This window comes from Eubacterium sp. AF16-48 (assembly GCF_003479405.1).
Taxonomy (GTDB): Bacteria; Bacillota; Clostridia; order Lachnospirales; family Lachnospiraceae; genus Eubacterium_G; species Eubacterium_G segne.
In genome coordinates, this window is record NZ_QUHB01000002.1 from 117,727 (window position 1) to 133,540 (window position 15,814).

The window sequence follows — 15,814 nt, forward strand, 5'->3', positions numbered from 1 at the left end:
TTGTCCCATGGCAGTTTCTTTTTTTGTGCAAAAAACTATTGACATATTATGGCATATATAATAGTATAACATATGAACAATGGTTCATATGTTTAAAAGAAAGGAATGATACATAAAAGTATCAGGTAAATCATATGGAAGAAAAGTTACAGAGTTGTGGAGAGCATCATCACCATGATGATGTGGTAGAAAGCAGAAGCTTAAATATGCCGGACGAAGGTATGCTTTGTGATTTGGCAGAATTTTTTAAGGTGTTTGCCGACTCCACCAGAATTAAAATTCTATATGCATTGTCAGAAGGTGAGTTGTGCGTATGTGATATTTGGCAAAGTTTAGAACTTACACAGTCAGCAGTATCACATCAGCTTAGAATTTTAAAACAGATGCGGTTGGTAAAGTACAGAAAAGAGGGAAAAACTATATACTATTCATTAGATGACGGACACATCCAGTCCATATTAAATCAGGGCCTAGAACACATTATGGAGTAGGAGGAAACAAAATGAACGAAGTTCATTTTCTATAGATGTTTCCGACGAAATGCCGCTGACCGAAGGGAGGGGCACTACAATAATTAATTAGGAGGAAGGACAATGAATTTATATGACAAAATAATAAACAGAAAAAATGAACGTAGTTATGAAGGTGGAAGTGCCGGTCACAGCCATGATGACCACTGTTCATGTGGTCATGACCATGAACATGAACATCATCACGATCATAATCATTGCTCATGCGGTCACGATCATGATCATCACGGACATAGCCATGGATGTGACTGTTGCGAAGATGGTGCAGAAATTGACTTAAGAAAAACAGTAGCGGGAGTTGTGGTATTTTTAATTGCCATGGTGATATTTCATATTCCGGGATTGTTTAAAACCATAGACATTGATATGGCACAGCTTATAACATATCTCCTTATATATCTTTTAACAGCAAGAGATATTGTATTAAATGCCATAAAAAATCTTTTTAAAGGAAAAGCTATGGATGAGCAGTTCCTTATGACAGTATCAAGTTTGGGAGCATTTTTCGTAGGACAGTATCCTGAAGCATGTGCCGTAATGTTATTTTACATGGTAGGTGAATTATTCCAGGATTACGCCGTTGATAAATCAAGAGATTCCATTACAGATTTAATGGATATCAGACCGGATTATGCAAATCTTTTAAAGAAAGATGGCTCATATGAAAAAGTATCACCTGACAAAGTAAAAATAGGTGATACAATCATTGTAAAACCGGGAGAAAAGGTTCCTCTTGACGGTGTGGTTACAAGTGGTCAGGGAAGTATTGATACATCATCTCTTACAGGAGAAAGCCTTCCAAGAGAAACGATGGCAGGAGATGATATAATCAGTGGTTCAATTAGTATAAATGGAGCCCTTACAATTAAAGTAACAAAAGAATTTGGCGAATCAACAGTTTCAAAGATACTTGAATTAGTTGAACATGCAAGTGGTAAGAAAGCAAAAACAGAAAGATTTATTACAAGATTTGCAAAGGTGTACACACCGATTGTTGTTGCCTGTGCAGTGGTATTAGCTATAATACCTCCCCTTGTTGTAAGCTTCGTATTAGGTGGAAACATTGCTGATTTTGCCAAAACATGGCAGCCATGGATTTACCGTGCTTTAACATTTTTAGTTGTATCATGTCCTTGTGCCCTGGTAATATCAGTACCCCTTAGCTTCTTCGCAGGAATAGGTGCTGCATCTACTAAAGGTGTTCTGGTAAAGGGAAGCGATTACTTAGAAAAAATATCAGGATGTGACACAATCGTATTTGATAAAACAGGAACTTTAACAAAAGGAATTTTCAAGGTTAGCAAAATAAACTCAAAGGTGTCCGATTTAGAATTTTTAAAGGCGGCAGTTATTGCGGAAATATATTCAAATCATCCTATTGCAAAATCATTAAAGGACGCATTGAAGATTACTGATTCAAAAGCCTACTTTGATATTGAGGCAAGACAGAATGAAATTTCCATAGAGGAAATACATGGAAAAGGTATAAAAGCACAGTTAGACGGAAGCACTATTCTTGCAGGAAATAAGAAACTTATGGATCAGTTTGGTATTGCCTGTGATAATGCACAAGGTGCAGCAACGGTTGTATATGTAACTGTTGACGGACAATATTTAGGATATGCCCTGATTGAGGATCAAATTAAGGAAACATCTAAGGAGACAATTAAGAAATTAAAGGAATTAGGTGTTAAAAAGACGGTAATGCTTACAGGTGACAGAAAAGAAATCGCAGACAGCATTGCTAAGGAATTAGGAATTGACGAAGTTCATTCAGAATTACTTCCGGCAGACAAGGTATCTCATGTAGAGAAACTTTTAAAGGAGAGCAAAACACTGGCATTTGTGGGAGATGGTGTAAATGATGCACCGGTTCTTGCCAGAGCAGACGTGGGAATTGCCATGGGAGCCATGGGAAGCGATGCTGCAATTGAAGCGGCGGATATTGTATTAATGGATGATAATCCGAAAAATATTACAAAGGCAATTAAAATATCAAGAAGAACCCTGTCTATAGCAAAGCAGAATATTATCTTTGCATTAGTAGTAAAAGTTGCCGTTCTTGTATTAGCGGCAGTTGGTATAGCAACTATGTGGGCTGCAGTTTTTGCAGATGTAGGTGTTTGTGTACTGGCAATTTTAAATGCAATGAGAACAGCTAAATAATTAGTCAGAATATAACAGGAATGGCTGCATTAGATTTATTTCTAAATGCAACCATTTTTGAATATAATAATTAATAAAGACTAATAATGGTAGAAAATGAAAAAAACGACGGTTGTAATTGTAACAGAAGTAATTATTTTATGCATTTTAATAATATGTTTTATTTTTGGAAAAGTACCTGATAATAAGGAATCCGTAAAAACCAGTGAAGCAAATTTAAATATAAGTGACATGAAAGGTACCATTCCAAGGGTGGCATTAACATTTGATGACGGACCAAGCACAAAATATACGGAAAAACTATTAAAAGGACTAAAAAAAAGAGGAGTCAAGGCAACATTCTTTCTTACAGGAGAGAGGATTTCTTATTCTGAAAAGATAGTGAAGCGAATGAAAAAAGACGGGCATGTAATTGGAAATCATACGTATACCCACATAGATTTGGCAAAAACCGGATATAATGAGGCAAAAAAAGAAATTGAGGATACCAATAATGCCATTAAGGAAATAACAGGAGAAAAGCCTAAGTTTTTAAGACCTCCCTACGGGGACTGGAATGAAAAACTGTTAGAAGAAACAGATATGTCAATTGTGCTGTGGAGCGTAGACCCGGAGGACTGGAAGGATAGAAATGCAGATGTTGTGGCAAAAAGAGTGATTAAAAGCACCCGCCCCGGGGATATAATATTGTTACATGATATTTTTGGAACATCTGTTGATGCAGCACTTAAAATTGTGGATGAACTACAAAGTAAGGGATATCAGTTTGTGACGGTGGACCAAATAGAGGATTCTAATTTAATAAAAAAACAAGTTGTGGAATAATCAGTGGGATGTTATACTTTACGGGAGATTTTAAATAAAAACTTAAGGAGATATAAATATGTTTGGAGCAGTTATTTATAAATATTTAATAGTTTTCCTGGTATCTATGGTTCCAATTGTTGAACTTAGAGGAGCCATTCCCATAGCAGCAGGAATGGGGCTTCCAATGGTTACATCTTACATTATCTGTGTTATTGGAAATATGCTTCCAGTACCTGTAATATTTTTGTTTGCAAGAAAGGTATTAATATGGGGAGCAGATAAAAAATATATTGGAAAGTTTTTCTCATGGTGCATAGACAAAGGTGAGCGTGGAGGGGAGAAGCTTAAGTCAAAGGCAGGAAGGGGACTTTATGTTGCCCTTATGTTATTTGTAGGAATACCTCTTCCGGGAACAGGTGCATGGACGGGAACATTGGCAGCAAGCTTCTTAGATATGGATTTTAAAAAGAGCGTAATAGCCTGCATGGGAGGCGTACTTTTAGCAGGTATAATAATGGGAGTTTTAAGTGCCTTGGGAGTGTCGGCATTTAGTGCTACAGTTTAAGATTGGAGCGTTGTATGGCAAAGAAACAAATGAATTACGACTATATGTATAAAGGACAGAAGAACATCACTAAGGCAACCACAGATGGGAAATACACCCCGGGAATGGTTGGAAAAATAACCATGGCAATAACCATTCCATCAGCCTTAATTGCGTTTATTTCAGTAATGATGGCAATTTCTGGAATACAGCAGGCTATATTAGTAACAATAGTTACGTTTATAATATCCTTTGTGGGAAGCATAGTTTTAGCAATTGACATTGTAATATTTAACAGAAAAGAAAGAAAAAAATATAAAGACACGGAAACACCTAAGGGACCGGATATAATGAGGATACTACATTTAATTATAGGAGTATTTGTGGGCATCATTATAGGATACCTCCTTTGGGGAGCCAAAAACTAAATGAACGAAGTTCATTTCAATAAATGTTTTTGGCGAACTGCCGCCGAATGAAGGGAGAAGTTTAAATGGATACATTACCCAAAGACCCGGTTATGCTTTTAAGCGTTGTAAATACCAATTTAAGAGATTTTTACGGAAGCCTTGATGATTTTTGCAGGGCAAAGGATGTGGATAAAAGTGAGATAGAAGAGAAACTGGAAAAAATCAATTATAGCTATGATGCCACATCAAATCAGTTTGTATAAAATATAATGGTAAGTTTGATAAAACCCCGTTAATATGATATGATAATTTAGTTGTAGATTATTTATCAATATAACGAGGTTTTTTATTATGAAATGGAATAAATACACTTTAAAAACAACCACTGAAGCTACAGATTTTGTCAGTGGTATTATGATAGAATTAGGAATTAACGGAATACAGATAGAGGATAATCTCCAGATCACCCAGGAGGAAAAGGAGAAAATGTTCATTGATTATCTGCCGGATTTGCCGGAAGATGACGGTGTGGCATATATCAGTTTTTATACGGAAGAAAATGCTGATGATGAAAATGACGAAAATCTCTTAGAAAGTTTAAGGGAAAAGTTAAAGGAAGCAAACGGTTTTATTAATATAGGTGAAGGAAGCATAGAAAAATCCACTACAGAGGACGTGGACTGGGTTAATAACTGGAAAAAATATTTTAAGTCATTTACGGTAGGTGATTTTTACATCAAACCTACATGGGAGAGTGTAGATGAAAAGTATTCCCATATGCAGATGATTGAAATTGATCCGGGAACAGCTTTTGGAACAGGGAAACATGAAACAACACAGCTTTGCATTAACCAGCTTACAAAGTATATAAAAGCCGGTGATGAAGTATTGGATTTAGGCTGTGGAAGCGGCATATTATCCATTGTTGCAAAGAAGTTAGGGGCAGGACATGTGGATATGACAGACATAGACCAGGCTGCAATAGATGCTGTGTATGATAATTTTAAGGTCAATAAAATCCCTATGGATGACGTTGAAGTTATATTGGGAAATGTGTTAGATGATGAAAAAATGCAACAAAAATTTGAAAATAAAAAATATGATGTTGTGGTGGCAAATATTTTGGCGGATGTTATTATTCCAATTGCCGGTATTGTGGATAGATTTTTAAAGGATGGAGGAATATTTATTTCCTCAGGAATTATTTATATGAAGGAAGAAGCAGTAAAGGAAGCGGTGGAAAATAACAGAGGATTAAAATTAACAGATGTAGTTAAACAAGGCGATTGGCGGGCTGTTATAGCAGAAAAAAGGTAGAGAAATGTATAGATTTTTTGTTGAGGAAAACCAAATCGGTGAGGACAGAATTACCATTACGGGAAAAGATGTAAACCACATAAGAAATGTTTTGAGAATGAATGTGGGAGAGAAGGTTTTAATAAGTAATGGTATGGACAGGGAATATGTATGCTCCATAGATAACATTTTAAAGGATGAAGTTCAGGTTATAATAGAAGATGTAAACGGTCCTGCAAGGGAACTTCCTGTTAAAGTTACTTTATTTCAGGGACTTCCAAAGTCAGACAAAATGGAAACGGTTATTCAAAAAATGGTGGAGTTAGGGGCATATGAAATAGTTCCTGTTGCCACTAAAAGATGTGTTGTTAAGTTAGATGCAAAAAAGGCGGAAGCCAAAACAAAAAGGTGGAATCTTATAGCGGAAAGTGCCGCAAAACAGTCAAAAAGAGGAATTATCCCCCAGGTTTTACAGCCGGTGTCTTTTAGCAGGGCGTTGGAAATGGCAACCAACATGGATATGATTCTGATTCCTTATGAAGAGGCTGAAAATATGGATATTACAAGGGATATAGTTTCAAAAATAAAAAAAGGCATGTCTGTTGGAATTTTCATAGGACCTGAAGGAGGGTTCGCACTGGAAGAGGTTTTAGAGGCAGCAGAATATGGTGCAAAGCAAATAACTCTTGGAAAAAGAATTTTAAGAACGGAAACAGCCGGTATGACAATTATGTCGGTAATAATGTATTTGACGGAAGAATAGTGAGGAAACACAAATGGAAGCGTATTTCGACAATTCAGCTACTACTAAAGTAACTGAAAATGTAAAAAATATAGTTGTAGATGCAATGACAAAGGATTATGGAAATCCATCTTCTATGCATATGATAGGCGTAGAGGCAGAAAAATATATAAAGGATGCTAAAGACTGTATTGCTGATATTTTAAAGGTAGATAGCAAGGAAATATATTTTACATCCGGTGGAACAGAATCCAATAATATGGCAATAATAGGTTCTGTTGAGGCAAATAAAAGAAGTGGAAATAAGGTAATTACCACAAAGGTAGAACATTCTTCCGTGGCAAATCCAATGAAGTATTTAGAAAAAATGGGATATAACGTAGTATACCTTCCTGTGGATGAATACGGCGTGGTGGATTTAGAGGCACTAAAAAAAGAGATGAGTGAAGACACAATATTAGTGTCAATAATGTATGTAAATAACGAAGTTGGTGCCATAATGCCAATTCACGAAATAGGAAAATATATAAAAACAGTAAATCCAAAGGTGGTTTATCATGTGGATGCCATTCAGGCCTTTGGCAAAATGGAAATTAGACCTAAAAAGGACAACATTGATATTTTAACCGTTAGCGGACATAAGATACATGGACCTAAAGGAAGCGGTTTTATTTATATAAAGAAAAATACTAAAATCAATCCTATAATTTTAGGAGGGGGGCAGCAGGAAGGCATGCGTTCAGGAACGGAAAATGTTCCGGGAATTGCAGGAATAGGTTTAGCGGCAAAGGAATGTTATGATAATTTAGAAGAAAACGTAAAAATCATGACAGACTTAAAAGACTATCTTATTGATAAATTAAGCGGCATAGAAGGTGTTACAATAAACAGCAGAAAGGGAGATAAAGGTGCTCCCCATATTGTAAGTGCAAGCTTTTCAGGGGTAAGAAGTGAGGTATTGTTACACGCTCTTGAAGATAAGGGAATATATGTGTCAGCAGGAAGTGCCTGTTCATCTAACAGACCTGCCGTAAGTGAAACATTAAAGGCAATGAAGGTAGATAAGGATTTGTTAGGTTCCACCATAAGATTTAGTTTTTGCAGATTTAACACAAAGGAAGAAGTAGATTATGCAGTGGAAGAAATAACAAAGCTTCTTCCGGTTTTAAGAAAATATGTAAGGAGATAAAGGAAATGTTTAAATCATTTTTAATAAAGTATGCGGAAATCGGGGTAAAGGGAAAAAACAGATTTTTGTTTGAAGATGCTTTAGTTGACAATGCAAGAAGGGCATTAGATAAAGTTGACGGTGATTTCAAGGTCACAAAGGAATATGGAAGAATATATGCAACAGCTGAAAACGACTATGATTTTGATGAAGTTGTTGATGCTCTTAAGCACGTATTTGGTATTGTGGGAATTTGTCCTATGGTACAAATTGAAGATAACGGATTTGAGGATTTAGCAAATCAGGTTATAAAATATATTGATGAAAATTATGAGGATAAGAATTTTACATTTAAGGTTATGGCAAGACGTGCCAGAAAAAATTACCCTATGGAGTCAATGGAAATTAATGCGGAAATGGGAGGAAGAATTCTAGGGGCATTTCCTGAAACAAAGGTTGACGTTCATAACCCTGATGTGATTTTAACCATTGAAATTAGAAATCATATAAATATTTATTCAAAAATAATTCCGGGACCGGGAGGAATGCCGGTAGGAACAGCAGGAAAGGCAATGCTTTTGTTGTCAGGAGGAATTGACAGCCCGGTAGCAGGATGGATGACTGCAAAGCGTGGTGTAGTAGTGGATGCAGTATACTTCCATGCACCTCCATACACATCTGAAAGAGCAAAACAGAAGGTAGTGGATTTGGCAAAAATCGTATCTGAATATTCAGGACCAATGAAGTTATATGTAGTTAATTTTACAGATATTCAGATGTATATATATGATAAATGCCCTCACGATGAACTGACTATTATTATGAGAAGATATATGATGAGAATAGCTGAATATTTTGCAAAGGAAGAAGGAGCACAGGCATTAATTACCGGTGAGTCGATAGGACAGGTGGCAAGCCAGACCATGCAAAGTCTTGCAGCAACAAATGAGGTATGTACACTTCCGGTATTCAGACCTGTAATAGCTTTTGATAAACAGGAAATAGTAGATGTATCATTAAAGATTGGAAGCTATGAAACATCAATACTTCCATATGAGGATTGCTGCACAACTTTTGTGGCAAAACATCCGGTTACAAAACCTAATATTAATGTAATTAAAAATTCAGAAACTCATTTAGCTGAGGAAATAGACAGAATGTTTAAGGAAGCAATTGACACAGTAGAAGTAATAGAAATTAACAACTAAAAAAAGACACAAAAAAAGTGGCTGACTAAAAAATTAGCCGGCCACTTAGGCTTTATTCGTATTTTTTAAGAACTTCAAGGATTTCATCAAGATTGTCCTCGTTATGTATATTTAAATCAATTGGTTTTGACAAATCAAGACTGAAGATGCCCATAATAGATTTTGCATCTATAACATAACGTCCTGAAACCAAGTCGAAGTCGTTATCAAATTTTGTGATATCATTTACAAATGATTTAACCTTATCGATAGAGCCTAAATTAATAGTAACTGTTTTCATATTTGTACACCTCTCTTTTTTTTATCTCTTTCCTTTACATAATAGCACGGATTTAACATTTGTTCAATGAGAACAAATAACAAAATTACAATTAAATATAGGTTAAATTAGTGTAAATTTGTATAAGGTGCAGAGGCTTTAAAAAGAAAGGTTTAAAATAAAATATTTGGAGATTAGAATGAGAAAGGTAGCATTACACAACTTAGGATGTAAGGTAAATTCTTATGAAACAGAGGCAATGTCCCAGCTCCTTGCAAATGCAGGGTATGAGATAGTTTCTTTTTCTGAGAAAGCCGACGTATATATAGTAAATACATGTTCTGTAACTAATATGGCTGACAGAAAATCAAGACAAATGCTTCATAAGGCAAAGAAAATGAATGAAGGTGCCATTGTGGTGGCAACAGGCTGCTATGTGCAGACAGCCTCTGAGAAAATTGCAGAGGATTTGTCCATAGACATAATTGTGGGAAATAACAAAAAGAAAGAAATTGTGGAAATATTACAGGAATATTTTAAGGAACACAAAAAGAATTATATTATTGACATAAATAAGACTGATGAATATGAGGACTTGGAAATTGCCACTGTTACGGAGCATACCAGGGCTCATTTAAAAATTCAGGACGGATGCAACAATTTCTGTTCATACTGCATTATTCCTTATGCCAGAGGGCGAATAAGAAGCAGAAAAATGGATAGTATAAAAGATGAATTGGAAAGATTGGCAAATAACGGATTTAAGGAAGTTGTGTTTACGGGAATTAACTTAAGTTGTTATGACGATAATGGAAAGAAATTAATAGATGTAATAGAATTAGCTGAAAATACAGAAGGAATTGAACGTATAAGATTAGGCTCCCTTGACCCGGAAGTGGTAACGGAGGAATTTGCCCACAGATTATCAAAAGTTACAAAAATCTGTCCTCATTTCCATTTGTCCATGCAAAGCGGATGCGATACAACGTTAAAAGCCATGAACAGACATTACACATCAGAAGAATATTATAACAAATGCATGCTTCTCAGGGAGAAATTTATAAATCCCGCATTTACCACAGACGTAATTGTTGGGTTCCCGCAGGAAAGTGATGAAGACTATGCAACAACAAGAGAGTTTGTAAAAAAAGTAGGGTTTTCAGAGCTTCATGTGTTTAAATATTCAAGAAGAGACGGAACTGTTGCGGCAAAAATGATAGGACAGGTAGATGAAACCATAAAATCAAAGAGAAGCGAAGATTTGATTTCAGTGGGAGAATCTTTAAAAGAAAACTACAGAAAAGAAAAAATTGGGGAAAAAGTATCGGTGCTTTTTGAGGAGGAAAAGGAAATAAATGGAATAAAATATCAGGTAGGTCACACTAAAGAATACATAGAGGTGGCTGTGGAAACTAAGGAAAATCTGGCAGGAAAAATAGAAGAAGTTTTCCTTAAAGACTTTATTGATAATGAAATAATGCTTGCCACTAGGAAAGTTTTATATTAAAATTATAATATACTGCCATTAAAAGGCAAAAAAAGGACGTGATAAGATGAGCAATTTAGGCAATACACAGTTTTTTAGAGTTCAGCCTGAAACTAAGTTAGGCGTGGAAGAGATTTTCGAAAAGGTATATGAGGCATTAGCTGAGAAAGGATATAATCCGGTAAACCAGATAGTGGGTTATATTATGTCCGGAGATCCGACTTATATTACAAGTTACAAAAATGCAAGAAGTCTTATTATGAAAGTCGAGCGGGATGAGCTCATAGAAGAGGCTGTAAAATATTACATTAATAATAAATTAAAATAACTGCGTTGAAAAAAATGTAGCTTTAGTAGCTATGCTCTTTTTTAGGTAAAGTGCGTAAAATAAAAGATTAAGGGTTAAACTATGAGAATAATGGGATTAGATTTCGGTTCAAAAACAGTGGGAGTGGCTGTAAGTGACGAGTTAGGTCTTACTGCTACGGGAATTGAAATAGTCAGAAGAGATTCGCCAAATAAGTTAAGGAAGACTTTGGCAAGAATTGAAGCACTTATTAATGAATATAATGTTTATAAAATCGTGTTGGGTTACCCGGTTATGCTAGACGGCAGCGAGGGAGAAAGAGTGGAGAAAACAAAAGAGTTTGCAACTATGTTACACAGAAGGACTAACCTTGAAATAATATTTCAGGACGAAAGGCTTACCACGGTGGAAGCCTATGAGATTATGGACTTAGCAGGTATTAAAAGGGGAGACAGATATAAATATGTTGACCAGGTTGCAGCACAGGTTATTTTAGAGGATTATTTAAACAGCAATAATTAGTTTTAGTTTAAATCAGTTTTAAGGAAAAATAGTTAGAGGTATTTTATTTAATGGAAGAAAAGATTGTTTTTATTGATGAAGACGGAAATGAAGTAGAAATGTATGTGGTTGAGGAAACCAGAATTAATAATGTTAATTATCTTCTTGTTACGGAAGACGAGGGAGACGAAGAAGAGGCTGAGGCTTATATCTTAAAGGATGTATCAAAGGAAGAAGATGAAGAGGCAGTTTATGAAATGGTAGTTGAAGATTCGGAAATAGACTACATAGGAAAAGTATTTTCTGAACTGTTAGAGGACATAGATATTTCAAAATAGGATATTTATTAGAAGGGTAAATTTGAGATAATAAGGAGAAAAAATAATAGATGAGTGAAAATTCAAATATAAAAATTATTCCACTGGGAGGTCTTGAACAGATAGGAATGAACATGACTGCCTTTGAGTACAATGGCAGTATTATTGTTGTGGATTGCGGTTTGTCATTTCCTGATGACGATATGTTGGGAATTGACTGTGTAATTCCAGACATTACTTACTTAAGAGAAAATATTGATAAGGTTAAGGGTTTTGTAATAACCCATGGACATGAAGACCACATTGGAGCATTACCATATGTATTAAAGGAAATTAATGTTCCTGTATATGGAACAAAGCTTACCATAGGAATTATTGAAGGAAAATTAGAAGAGCATGAGCTCCTTGATGTAGTTAAGAGAAAAGTTGTAAAATTCGGACAAAGTATACATTTAGGAGGTTTCAGAATAGAATTTATCAGAACAAACCATAGTATAGCAGATGCAGCAGCATTGGCTATTCATACGCCGGTAGGGGTTATTGTACACACCGGAGACTTTAAGGTTGATTATACACCTGTATTTGGTGATGCCATAAATCTTGCGAGATTTAGTGAACTGGGAAAACGTGGAGTTTTGGCACTTATGTGTGACAGCACTAATGTTTTACGTCCGGGCTTTACACCGTCAGAGAGAAAAGTAGGAAAAACATTTGATCATATTTTCGCAGAACACACTAAAAACAGAATTATTATTGCTACATTTGCATCTAATGTGGACAGAGTGCAGCAGATTATAAATACGGCATGCAGATATAACAGAAAAGTTATTGTTGAAGGAAGAAGTATGGTAAATATTATTTCCGTAGCAAGGGAAATGGAATATTTAAAGATTCCTGACAATACACTAATCAGTATAGAAGAAATGGAAAATTACACTGATGACCAGTTAGTTCTTATCACTACAGGAAGTCAAGGTGAGTCCATGGCAGCTCTGTCACGTATGGCAGCATCTCTTCACAGAAAGGTGCGTATTAAACCAAATGATACCATAGTATTTAGTTCAACACCTATTCCGGGAAATGAAAAAGCCGTATCAAAGGTTATGAATGAATTATACCAGCAGGGAGCAGACGTTATTTTTCAGGACACCCATGTTTCAGGTCATGCATGCCAGGAAGAAATTAAGCTTATGTATGCTTTGATTAAGCCTAAGTATGCCATTCCGGTGCATGGTGAATATCAGCACTTAAGACAGCACGGACGTTTGGCACAGGATATGGGAATACCAAAGGAAAATGTGTTTATTATGGAATCCGGTGATGTTTTAAGCATTGGTAAGGATAGTGCAGGCATTACAGGAAGAGTTCCGGCAGGTTCCGTGTTAGTTGACGGATTAGGAGTAGGTGACGTTGGAAATATTGTTCTTCGTGACAGACAAAACCTTGCAGAAAACGGAATAATAATAGTTGTTCTTACACTGGAAAAATATTCAAATCAGATTCTTGCAGGACCTGATATTGTAACCCGTGGATTTGTTTATGTAAGAGAATCTGAAAACCTTATTGAAAATGCAAAGGAAGTAGTAACACAGGCACTTTTGGAATGTCTTGAAGGCAGAAATGTGGACTGGGGAAAAATCAAAATGGTTGTTAAAGACAGTCTTGGAGAATATTTGTGGAAGACCATGAGAAGAAGTCCAATGATTCTGCCAATTATAATGGAAGTTGAATAGTCAGGAGTTTATATGAATAATAGGAAAACTTCACAGGGCTTTGCCAATGTATCAATAAAGATGCTTAAATATATTGTAATGGTTATTATAATTGTGGTATGTGCCACAGCAGCCTTTAATTTTGGCTCAAAGATATTTAATAGCAATGGTGTTGAGGAAGAGCCGGGAACGGACATGACCTTTACTGTTGACAAAGGCACAACCATAAAGCAGTTTGGCAAAACCTTGGAAGAATATGGAGTAATAGAAGATGCAAATGCTTTTGTGGTACAGTCATATATTTATACTGTAAAAACCATAAAGCCCGGAACCTATACCTTTAACACTTCATGGACAGGGGAAGAAATTTTTAAAACCATAAGCGCAGGTCCGGAAGAGAATAAAAAGGAAAATACAACTGAACAAGGGGAAGATGCACAGTAATTGCCCTGTATTATGGAGGATAATATGATAGTAAACGAAAGGATAGTATCATATATACATTCATTAGAAAAAACAAACAGCGAAGTTTTGGAAAAAATTGAAGAACAGGCACATATTGATAACGTACCTATTATAAGAAAGGAAATGGAAAGCTTTCTAAGGGTAATGTTATACATTAAAAAGCCGAAAAGAATATTAGAGCTGGGTACCGCAGTAGGGTACTCAGCCATTTTAATGAGTGAATGTATAGATGAAGACGGGAAAATTACCACAATTGAAAATTATGAAAAAAGAATTGTGGAGGCTAAAAAAAATATAGAATTGTCAGGAAAAGGACAGATTATTGAACTTCTTGAAGGCGATGCCACAGAGGTTATGAAGACTCTTCCGTCACAACAGTTTGACTTTGTATTTATGGATGCAGCAAAGGCGCAGTACATTTACTTTTTGCCGGAGGTTTTGCGTCTGATGAAAAAAGGAGCAGTTCTCATTACAGATAATGTATTGCAGGAAGGAGACCTTATTGAGTCAAGATTTGTGGTGGAAAGAAGAGACAGAACCATTCATAAAAGAATGAGGGAATACTTAGAAGTAGTAAAAAATCATGAGGAATTAGAGACAAGTATTGTCCCAATAGGTGATGGAATAACAATATCTGTTAAAAAATAGAAGACAGGAGTGTTTTAATATGAGAAGAAAACCGGAATTGTTAGTGCCTGCCAGCAGTCTTGAAGTGTTAAAGACAGCTGTAAGGTATGGTGCAGATGCAGTATATATTGGTGGTGAAGTTTTCGGCCTTAGGGCTAAGGCTAAAAATTTTTCTTTAGAGGAAATGAAAGAAGGAGTGGATTTTGCCCATGAGCATGGAGTGAAAGTATATGTTACGGCAAATATTTTGGCTCATAATGCGGATATTGAGCCGGTTAAGGTATATTTCAATGATTTAAAGACAGTTAAGCCGGATGCACTTATTATTTCTGATCCGGCAATATTTACCATAGCCAAGGAAATTCTGCCGGATATGGAGCTTCATATAAGCACTCAGGCAAATAACACTAACTATGGAACATACAATTTCTGGTACAATTTAGGGGCAAAAAGAGTGGTTTCCGCAAGAGAATTGTCCCTTAATGAAATTAAGCAGATAAGGGAGAATATTCCTGATGATATGGAAATTGAAACCTTTGTCCATGGAGCAATGTGTATTTCCTATTCAGGCAGATGCCTCCTTAGCAGTTTTATGACAGGAAGAGATGCCAATAAAGGAGCCTGCACCCATCCGTGCCGCTGGAAATACGCAGTGGTTGAAGAGTCAAGACCGGGACAGTACATGCCGGTGGAGGAAAATGAAAGAGGCACATATATATTTAACTCAAAGGATTTGTGTATGATAGAGCATATTCCTGAATTAATTGATGCAGGAATAGACAGCTTTAAAATTGAAGGAAGAATGAAGACAGCTTTGTATGTGGCTACAGTTGCAAGAACTTATAGAAAAGCAATTGATGATTATTTAGAAAGCCCTGACAAATACAGGGAGAATCTTCCGCTTTACAGAAAATGGATTTCCCAGTGTACTTACAGACAGTATACTACCGGATTTTTCTTTGGAAAGCCTGACGAAACAACTCAGATATATGATAACAACGTATATGAGAGAGATTATGTATATTTAGGAATTGTAAGGGAAGTTTCAGACAATGGTGAATTTGTTCTTGAACAGAAGAATAAATTTAGTGTTTCGGAAAAAATAGAAGTAATGAAGCCGGATGGAAGGGACATAGAGGTTAATGTTATTTCCATAAAGGATGAGGAGGGGAATGAAATGGAAAGCTGTCCTCACCCAAAGCAGAAGTTATTGGTTAAATTAAGTGAGACTCCTGAAAGGGGAGACGTGCTTAGAGTAAAAGAGTAGTA

19 protein-coding genes are annotated in these 15,814 nt (G+C 35.9%); 18 read left to right on the forward strand and 1 reads right to left on the reverse strand.

Annotation, left to right across the window (positions count from 1 at the left end):
- The first annotated feature begins 134 nt into the window (after positions 1-134).
- The 10 genes from DWW68_RS02825 to thiI all read left to right on the forward strand — a co-directional run bounded on the left by DWW68_RS02825 (position 135) and on the right by thiI (position 8,871).
- The gene (locus DWW68_RS02825) at positions 135-491 is read left to right on the forward strand and encodes a metalloregulator ArsR/SmtB family transcription factor (protein ID WP_118588796.1); all 357 of its coding nucleotides are present in this window, start codon (positions 135-137) and stop codon (positions 489-491) included.
- A 102-nt stretch (positions 492-593) separates the two neighbouring features.
- Positions 594-2,696: a heavy metal translocating P-type ATPase gene (locus DWW68_RS02830; protein ID WP_347497862.1), complete on the forward strand. Its 2,103-nt coding sequence runs from the start codon at positions 594-596 to the stop codon at positions 2,694-2,696.
- Between the two features lie 96 nt (positions 2,697-2,792).
- Complete coding sequence (locus DWW68_RS02835) at positions 2,793-3,521, forward strand: polysaccharide deacetylase family protein (protein ID WP_021952715.1); 729 nt, start codon at positions 2,793-2,795, stop codon at positions 3,519-3,521.
- Between the two features lie 58 nt (positions 3,522-3,579).
- A complete protein-coding gene (locus tag DWW68_RS02840; protein WP_118588797.1) occupies positions 3,580-4,068 on the forward strand; it encodes a small multi-drug export protein in 489 nt (162 codons plus the stop codon).
- 14 nt (positions 4,069-4,082) lie between these two features.
- Positions 4,083-4,475 carry a hypothetical protein gene (locus DWW68_RS02845; protein ID WP_118588798.1) on the forward strand — a complete coding sequence of 131 codons (393 nt, stop codon included), beginning with the start codon at positions 4,083-4,085 and terminating at the stop codon, positions 4,473-4,475.
- A 65-nt stretch (positions 4,476-4,540) separates the two neighbouring features.
- Positions 4,541-4,720: a DUF4250 domain-containing protein gene (locus DWW68_RS02850; RefSeq protein WP_021952712.1), complete on the forward strand. Its 180-nt coding sequence runs from the start codon at positions 4,541-4,543 to the stop codon at positions 4,718-4,720.
- A gap of 88 nt (positions 4,721-4,808) precedes the next feature.
- Complete coding sequence (prmA, locus tag DWW68_RS02855; RefSeq protein WP_118588799.1) at positions 4,809-5,774, forward strand: 50S ribosomal protein L11 methyltransferase; 966 nt, start codon at positions 4,809-4,811, stop codon at positions 5,772-5,774.
- Positions 5,775-5,778: 4 nt separating this feature from the next.
- On the forward strand, positions 5,779-6,516 hold the full coding sequence (locus DWW68_RS02860; RefSeq protein WP_118588800.1) for a 16S rRNA (uracil(1498)-N(3))-methyltransferase: 738 nt from the start codon (positions 5,779-5,781) through the stop codon (positions 6,514-6,516).
- 13 nt (positions 6,517-6,529) lie between these two features.
- The gene (locus tag DWW68_RS02865) at positions 6,530-7,684 is read left to right on the forward strand and encodes a cysteine desulfurase family protein (protein WP_118588801.1); all 1,155 of its coding nucleotides are present in this window, start codon (positions 6,530-6,532) and stop codon (positions 7,682-7,684) included.
- Positions 7,685-7,689: 5 nt separating this feature from the next.
- On the forward strand, positions 7,690-8,871 hold the full coding sequence (thiI, locus tag DWW68_RS02870; RefSeq protein WP_118588802.1) for a tRNA uracil 4-sulfurtransferase ThiI: 1,182 nt from the start codon (positions 7,690-7,692) through the stop codon (positions 8,869-8,871).
- 52 nt (positions 8,872-8,923) lie between these two features.
- Here thiI and DWW68_RS02875 read toward each other — a convergent pair whose 3' ends face one another.
- Positions 8,924-9,151 (reverse strand): hypothetical protein, encoded by a 228-nt coding sequence (locus tag DWW68_RS02875; protein ID WP_021952707.1) that lies wholly within the window; start codon positions 9,149-9,151, stop codon positions 8,924-8,926.
- A 178-nt stretch (positions 9,152-9,329) separates the two neighbouring features.
- On the opposite strand from DWW68_RS02875, the gene mtaB reads away from it, so the two are divergent.
- The 8 genes from mtaB to DWW68_RS02915 all read left to right on the forward strand — a co-directional run bounded on the left by mtaB (position 9,330) and on the right by DWW68_RS02915 (position 15,812).
- Positions 9,330-10,637, forward strand: coding sequence for a tRNA (N(6)-L-threonylcarbamoyladenosine(37)-C(2))-methylthiotransferase MtaB (gene mtaB / locus DWW68_RS02880; protein WP_118588803.1), 1,308 nt, complete (start codon positions 9,330-9,332; stop codon positions 10,635-10,637).
- Between the two features lie 46 nt (positions 10,638-10,683).
- Positions 10,684-10,944, forward strand: a complete 261-nt coding sequence (locus DWW68_RS02885; RefSeq protein WP_021952705.1) for an IreB family regulatory phosphoprotein — start codon at positions 10,684-10,686, stop codon at positions 10,942-10,944.
- A gap of 81 nt (positions 10,945-11,025) precedes the next feature.
- Positions 11,026-11,445 (forward strand): Holliday junction resolvase RuvX, encoded by a 420-nt coding sequence (gene ruvX / locus DWW68_RS02890; RefSeq protein WP_118588804.1) that lies wholly within the window; start codon positions 11,026-11,028, stop codon positions 11,443-11,445.
- Positions 11,446-11,495: 50 nt separating this feature from the next.
- Entirely contained in the window at positions 11,496-11,762 is a 267-nt protein-coding gene (locus DWW68_RS02895; RefSeq protein WP_118588805.1) for a DUF1292 domain-containing protein, read from the forward strand.
- Positions 11,763-11,812: 50 nt separating this feature from the next.
- On the forward strand, positions 11,813-13,474 hold the full coding sequence (locus DWW68_RS02900) for a ribonuclease J (protein WP_021952702.1): 1,662 nt from the start codon (positions 11,813-11,815) through the stop codon (positions 13,472-13,474).
- A 12-nt stretch (positions 13,475-13,486) separates the two neighbouring features.
- The gene (locus DWW68_RS02905; protein ID WP_021952701.1) at positions 13,487-13,897 is read left to right on the forward strand and encodes an endolytic transglycosylase MltG; all 411 of its coding nucleotides are present in this window, start codon (positions 13,487-13,489) and stop codon (positions 13,895-13,897) included.
- Between the two features lie 24 nt (positions 13,898-13,921).
- A complete protein-coding gene (locus DWW68_RS02910; RefSeq protein ID WP_021952700.1) occupies positions 13,922-14,566 on the forward strand; it encodes an O-methyltransferase in 645 nt (214 codons plus the stop codon).
- Between the two features lie 19 nt (positions 14,567-14,585).
- Positions 14,586-15,812, forward strand: coding sequence for a U32 family peptidase (locus DWW68_RS02915; protein WP_118588806.1), 1,227 nt, complete (start codon positions 14,586-14,588; stop codon positions 15,810-15,812).
- Positions 15,813-15,814 lie beyond the last annotated feature (2 nt).

Excerpts from the sequence above, each read along its gene's own strand:
- DWW68_RS02835 (WP_021952715.1), top strand. The coding sequence starts at position 2,793 with ATGAAAAAAACGACGGTTGTAATTGTAACAGAAGTAATTATTTTATGC.
- DWW68_RS02860 (WP_118588800.1), top strand. The coding sequence starts at position 5,779 with ATGTATAGATTTTTTGTTGAGGAAAACCAAATCGGTGAGGACAGAATT.
- DWW68_RS02830 (WP_347497862.1), top strand. The coding sequence starts at position 594 with ATGAATTTATATGACAAAATAATAAACAGAAAAAATGAACGTAGTTAT.
- DWW68_RS02875 (WP_021952707.1), bottom strand. The coding sequence starts at position 9,151 with ATGAAAACAGTTACTATTAATTTAGGCTCTATCGATAAGGTTAAATCA.
- DWW68_RS02840 (WP_118588797.1), top strand. The coding sequence starts at position 3,580 with ATGTTTGGAGCAGTTATTTATAAATATTTAATAGTTTTCCTGGTATCT.
- DWW68_RS02895 (WP_118588805.1), top strand. The coding sequence starts at position 11,496 with ATGGAAGAAAAGATTGTTTTTATTGATGAAGACGGAAATGAAGTAGAA.
- DWW68_RS02865 (WP_118588801.1), top strand. The coding sequence starts at position 6,530 with ATGGAAGCGTATTTCGACAATTCAGCTACTACTAAAGTAACTGAAAAT.
- prmA (WP_118588799.1), top strand. The coding sequence starts at position 4,809 with ATGAAATGGAATAAATACACTTTAAAAACAACCACTGAAGCTACAGAT.
- DWW68_RS02850 (WP_021952712.1), top strand. The coding sequence starts at position 4,541 with ATGGATACATTACCCAAAGACCCGGTTATGCTTTTAAGCGTTGTAAAT.
- DWW68_RS02845 (WP_118588798.1), top strand. The coding sequence starts at position 4,083 with ATGGCAAAGAAACAAATGAATTACGACTATATGTATAAAGGACAGAAG.
- thiI (WP_118588802.1), top strand. The coding sequence starts at position 7,690 with ATGTTTAAATCATTTTTAATAAAGTATGCGGAAATCGGGGTAAAGGGA.
- DWW68_RS02900 (WP_021952702.1), top strand. The coding sequence starts at position 11,813 with ATGAGTGAAAATTCAAATATAAAAATTATTCCACTGGGAGGTCTTGAA.
- ruvX (WP_118588804.1), top strand. The coding sequence starts at position 11,026 with ATGAGAATAATGGGATTAGATTTCGGTTCAAAAACAGTGGGAGTGGCT.
- DWW68_RS02910 (WP_021952700.1), top strand. The coding sequence starts at position 13,922 with ATGATAGTAAACGAAAGGATAGTATCATATATACATTCATTAGAAAAA.
- mtaB (WP_118588803.1), top strand. The coding sequence starts at position 9,330 with ATGAGAAAGGTAGCATTACACAACTTAGGATGTAAGGTAAATTCTTAT.
- DWW68_RS02885 (WP_021952705.1), top strand. The coding sequence starts at position 10,684 with ATGAGCAATTTAGGCAATACACAGTTTTTTAGAGTTCAGCCTGAAACT.
- DWW68_RS02915 (WP_118588806.1), top strand. The coding sequence starts at position 14,586 with ATGAGAAGAAAACCGGAATTGTTAGTGCCTGCCAGCAGTCTTGAAGTG.
- DWW68_RS02825 (WP_118588796.1), top strand. The coding sequence starts at position 135 with ATGGAAGAAAAGTTACAGAGTTGTGGAGAGCATCATCACCATGATGAT.
- DWW68_RS02905 (WP_021952701.1), top strand. The coding sequence starts at position 13,487 with ATGAATAATAGGAAAACTTCACAGGGCTTTGCCAATGTATCAATAAAG.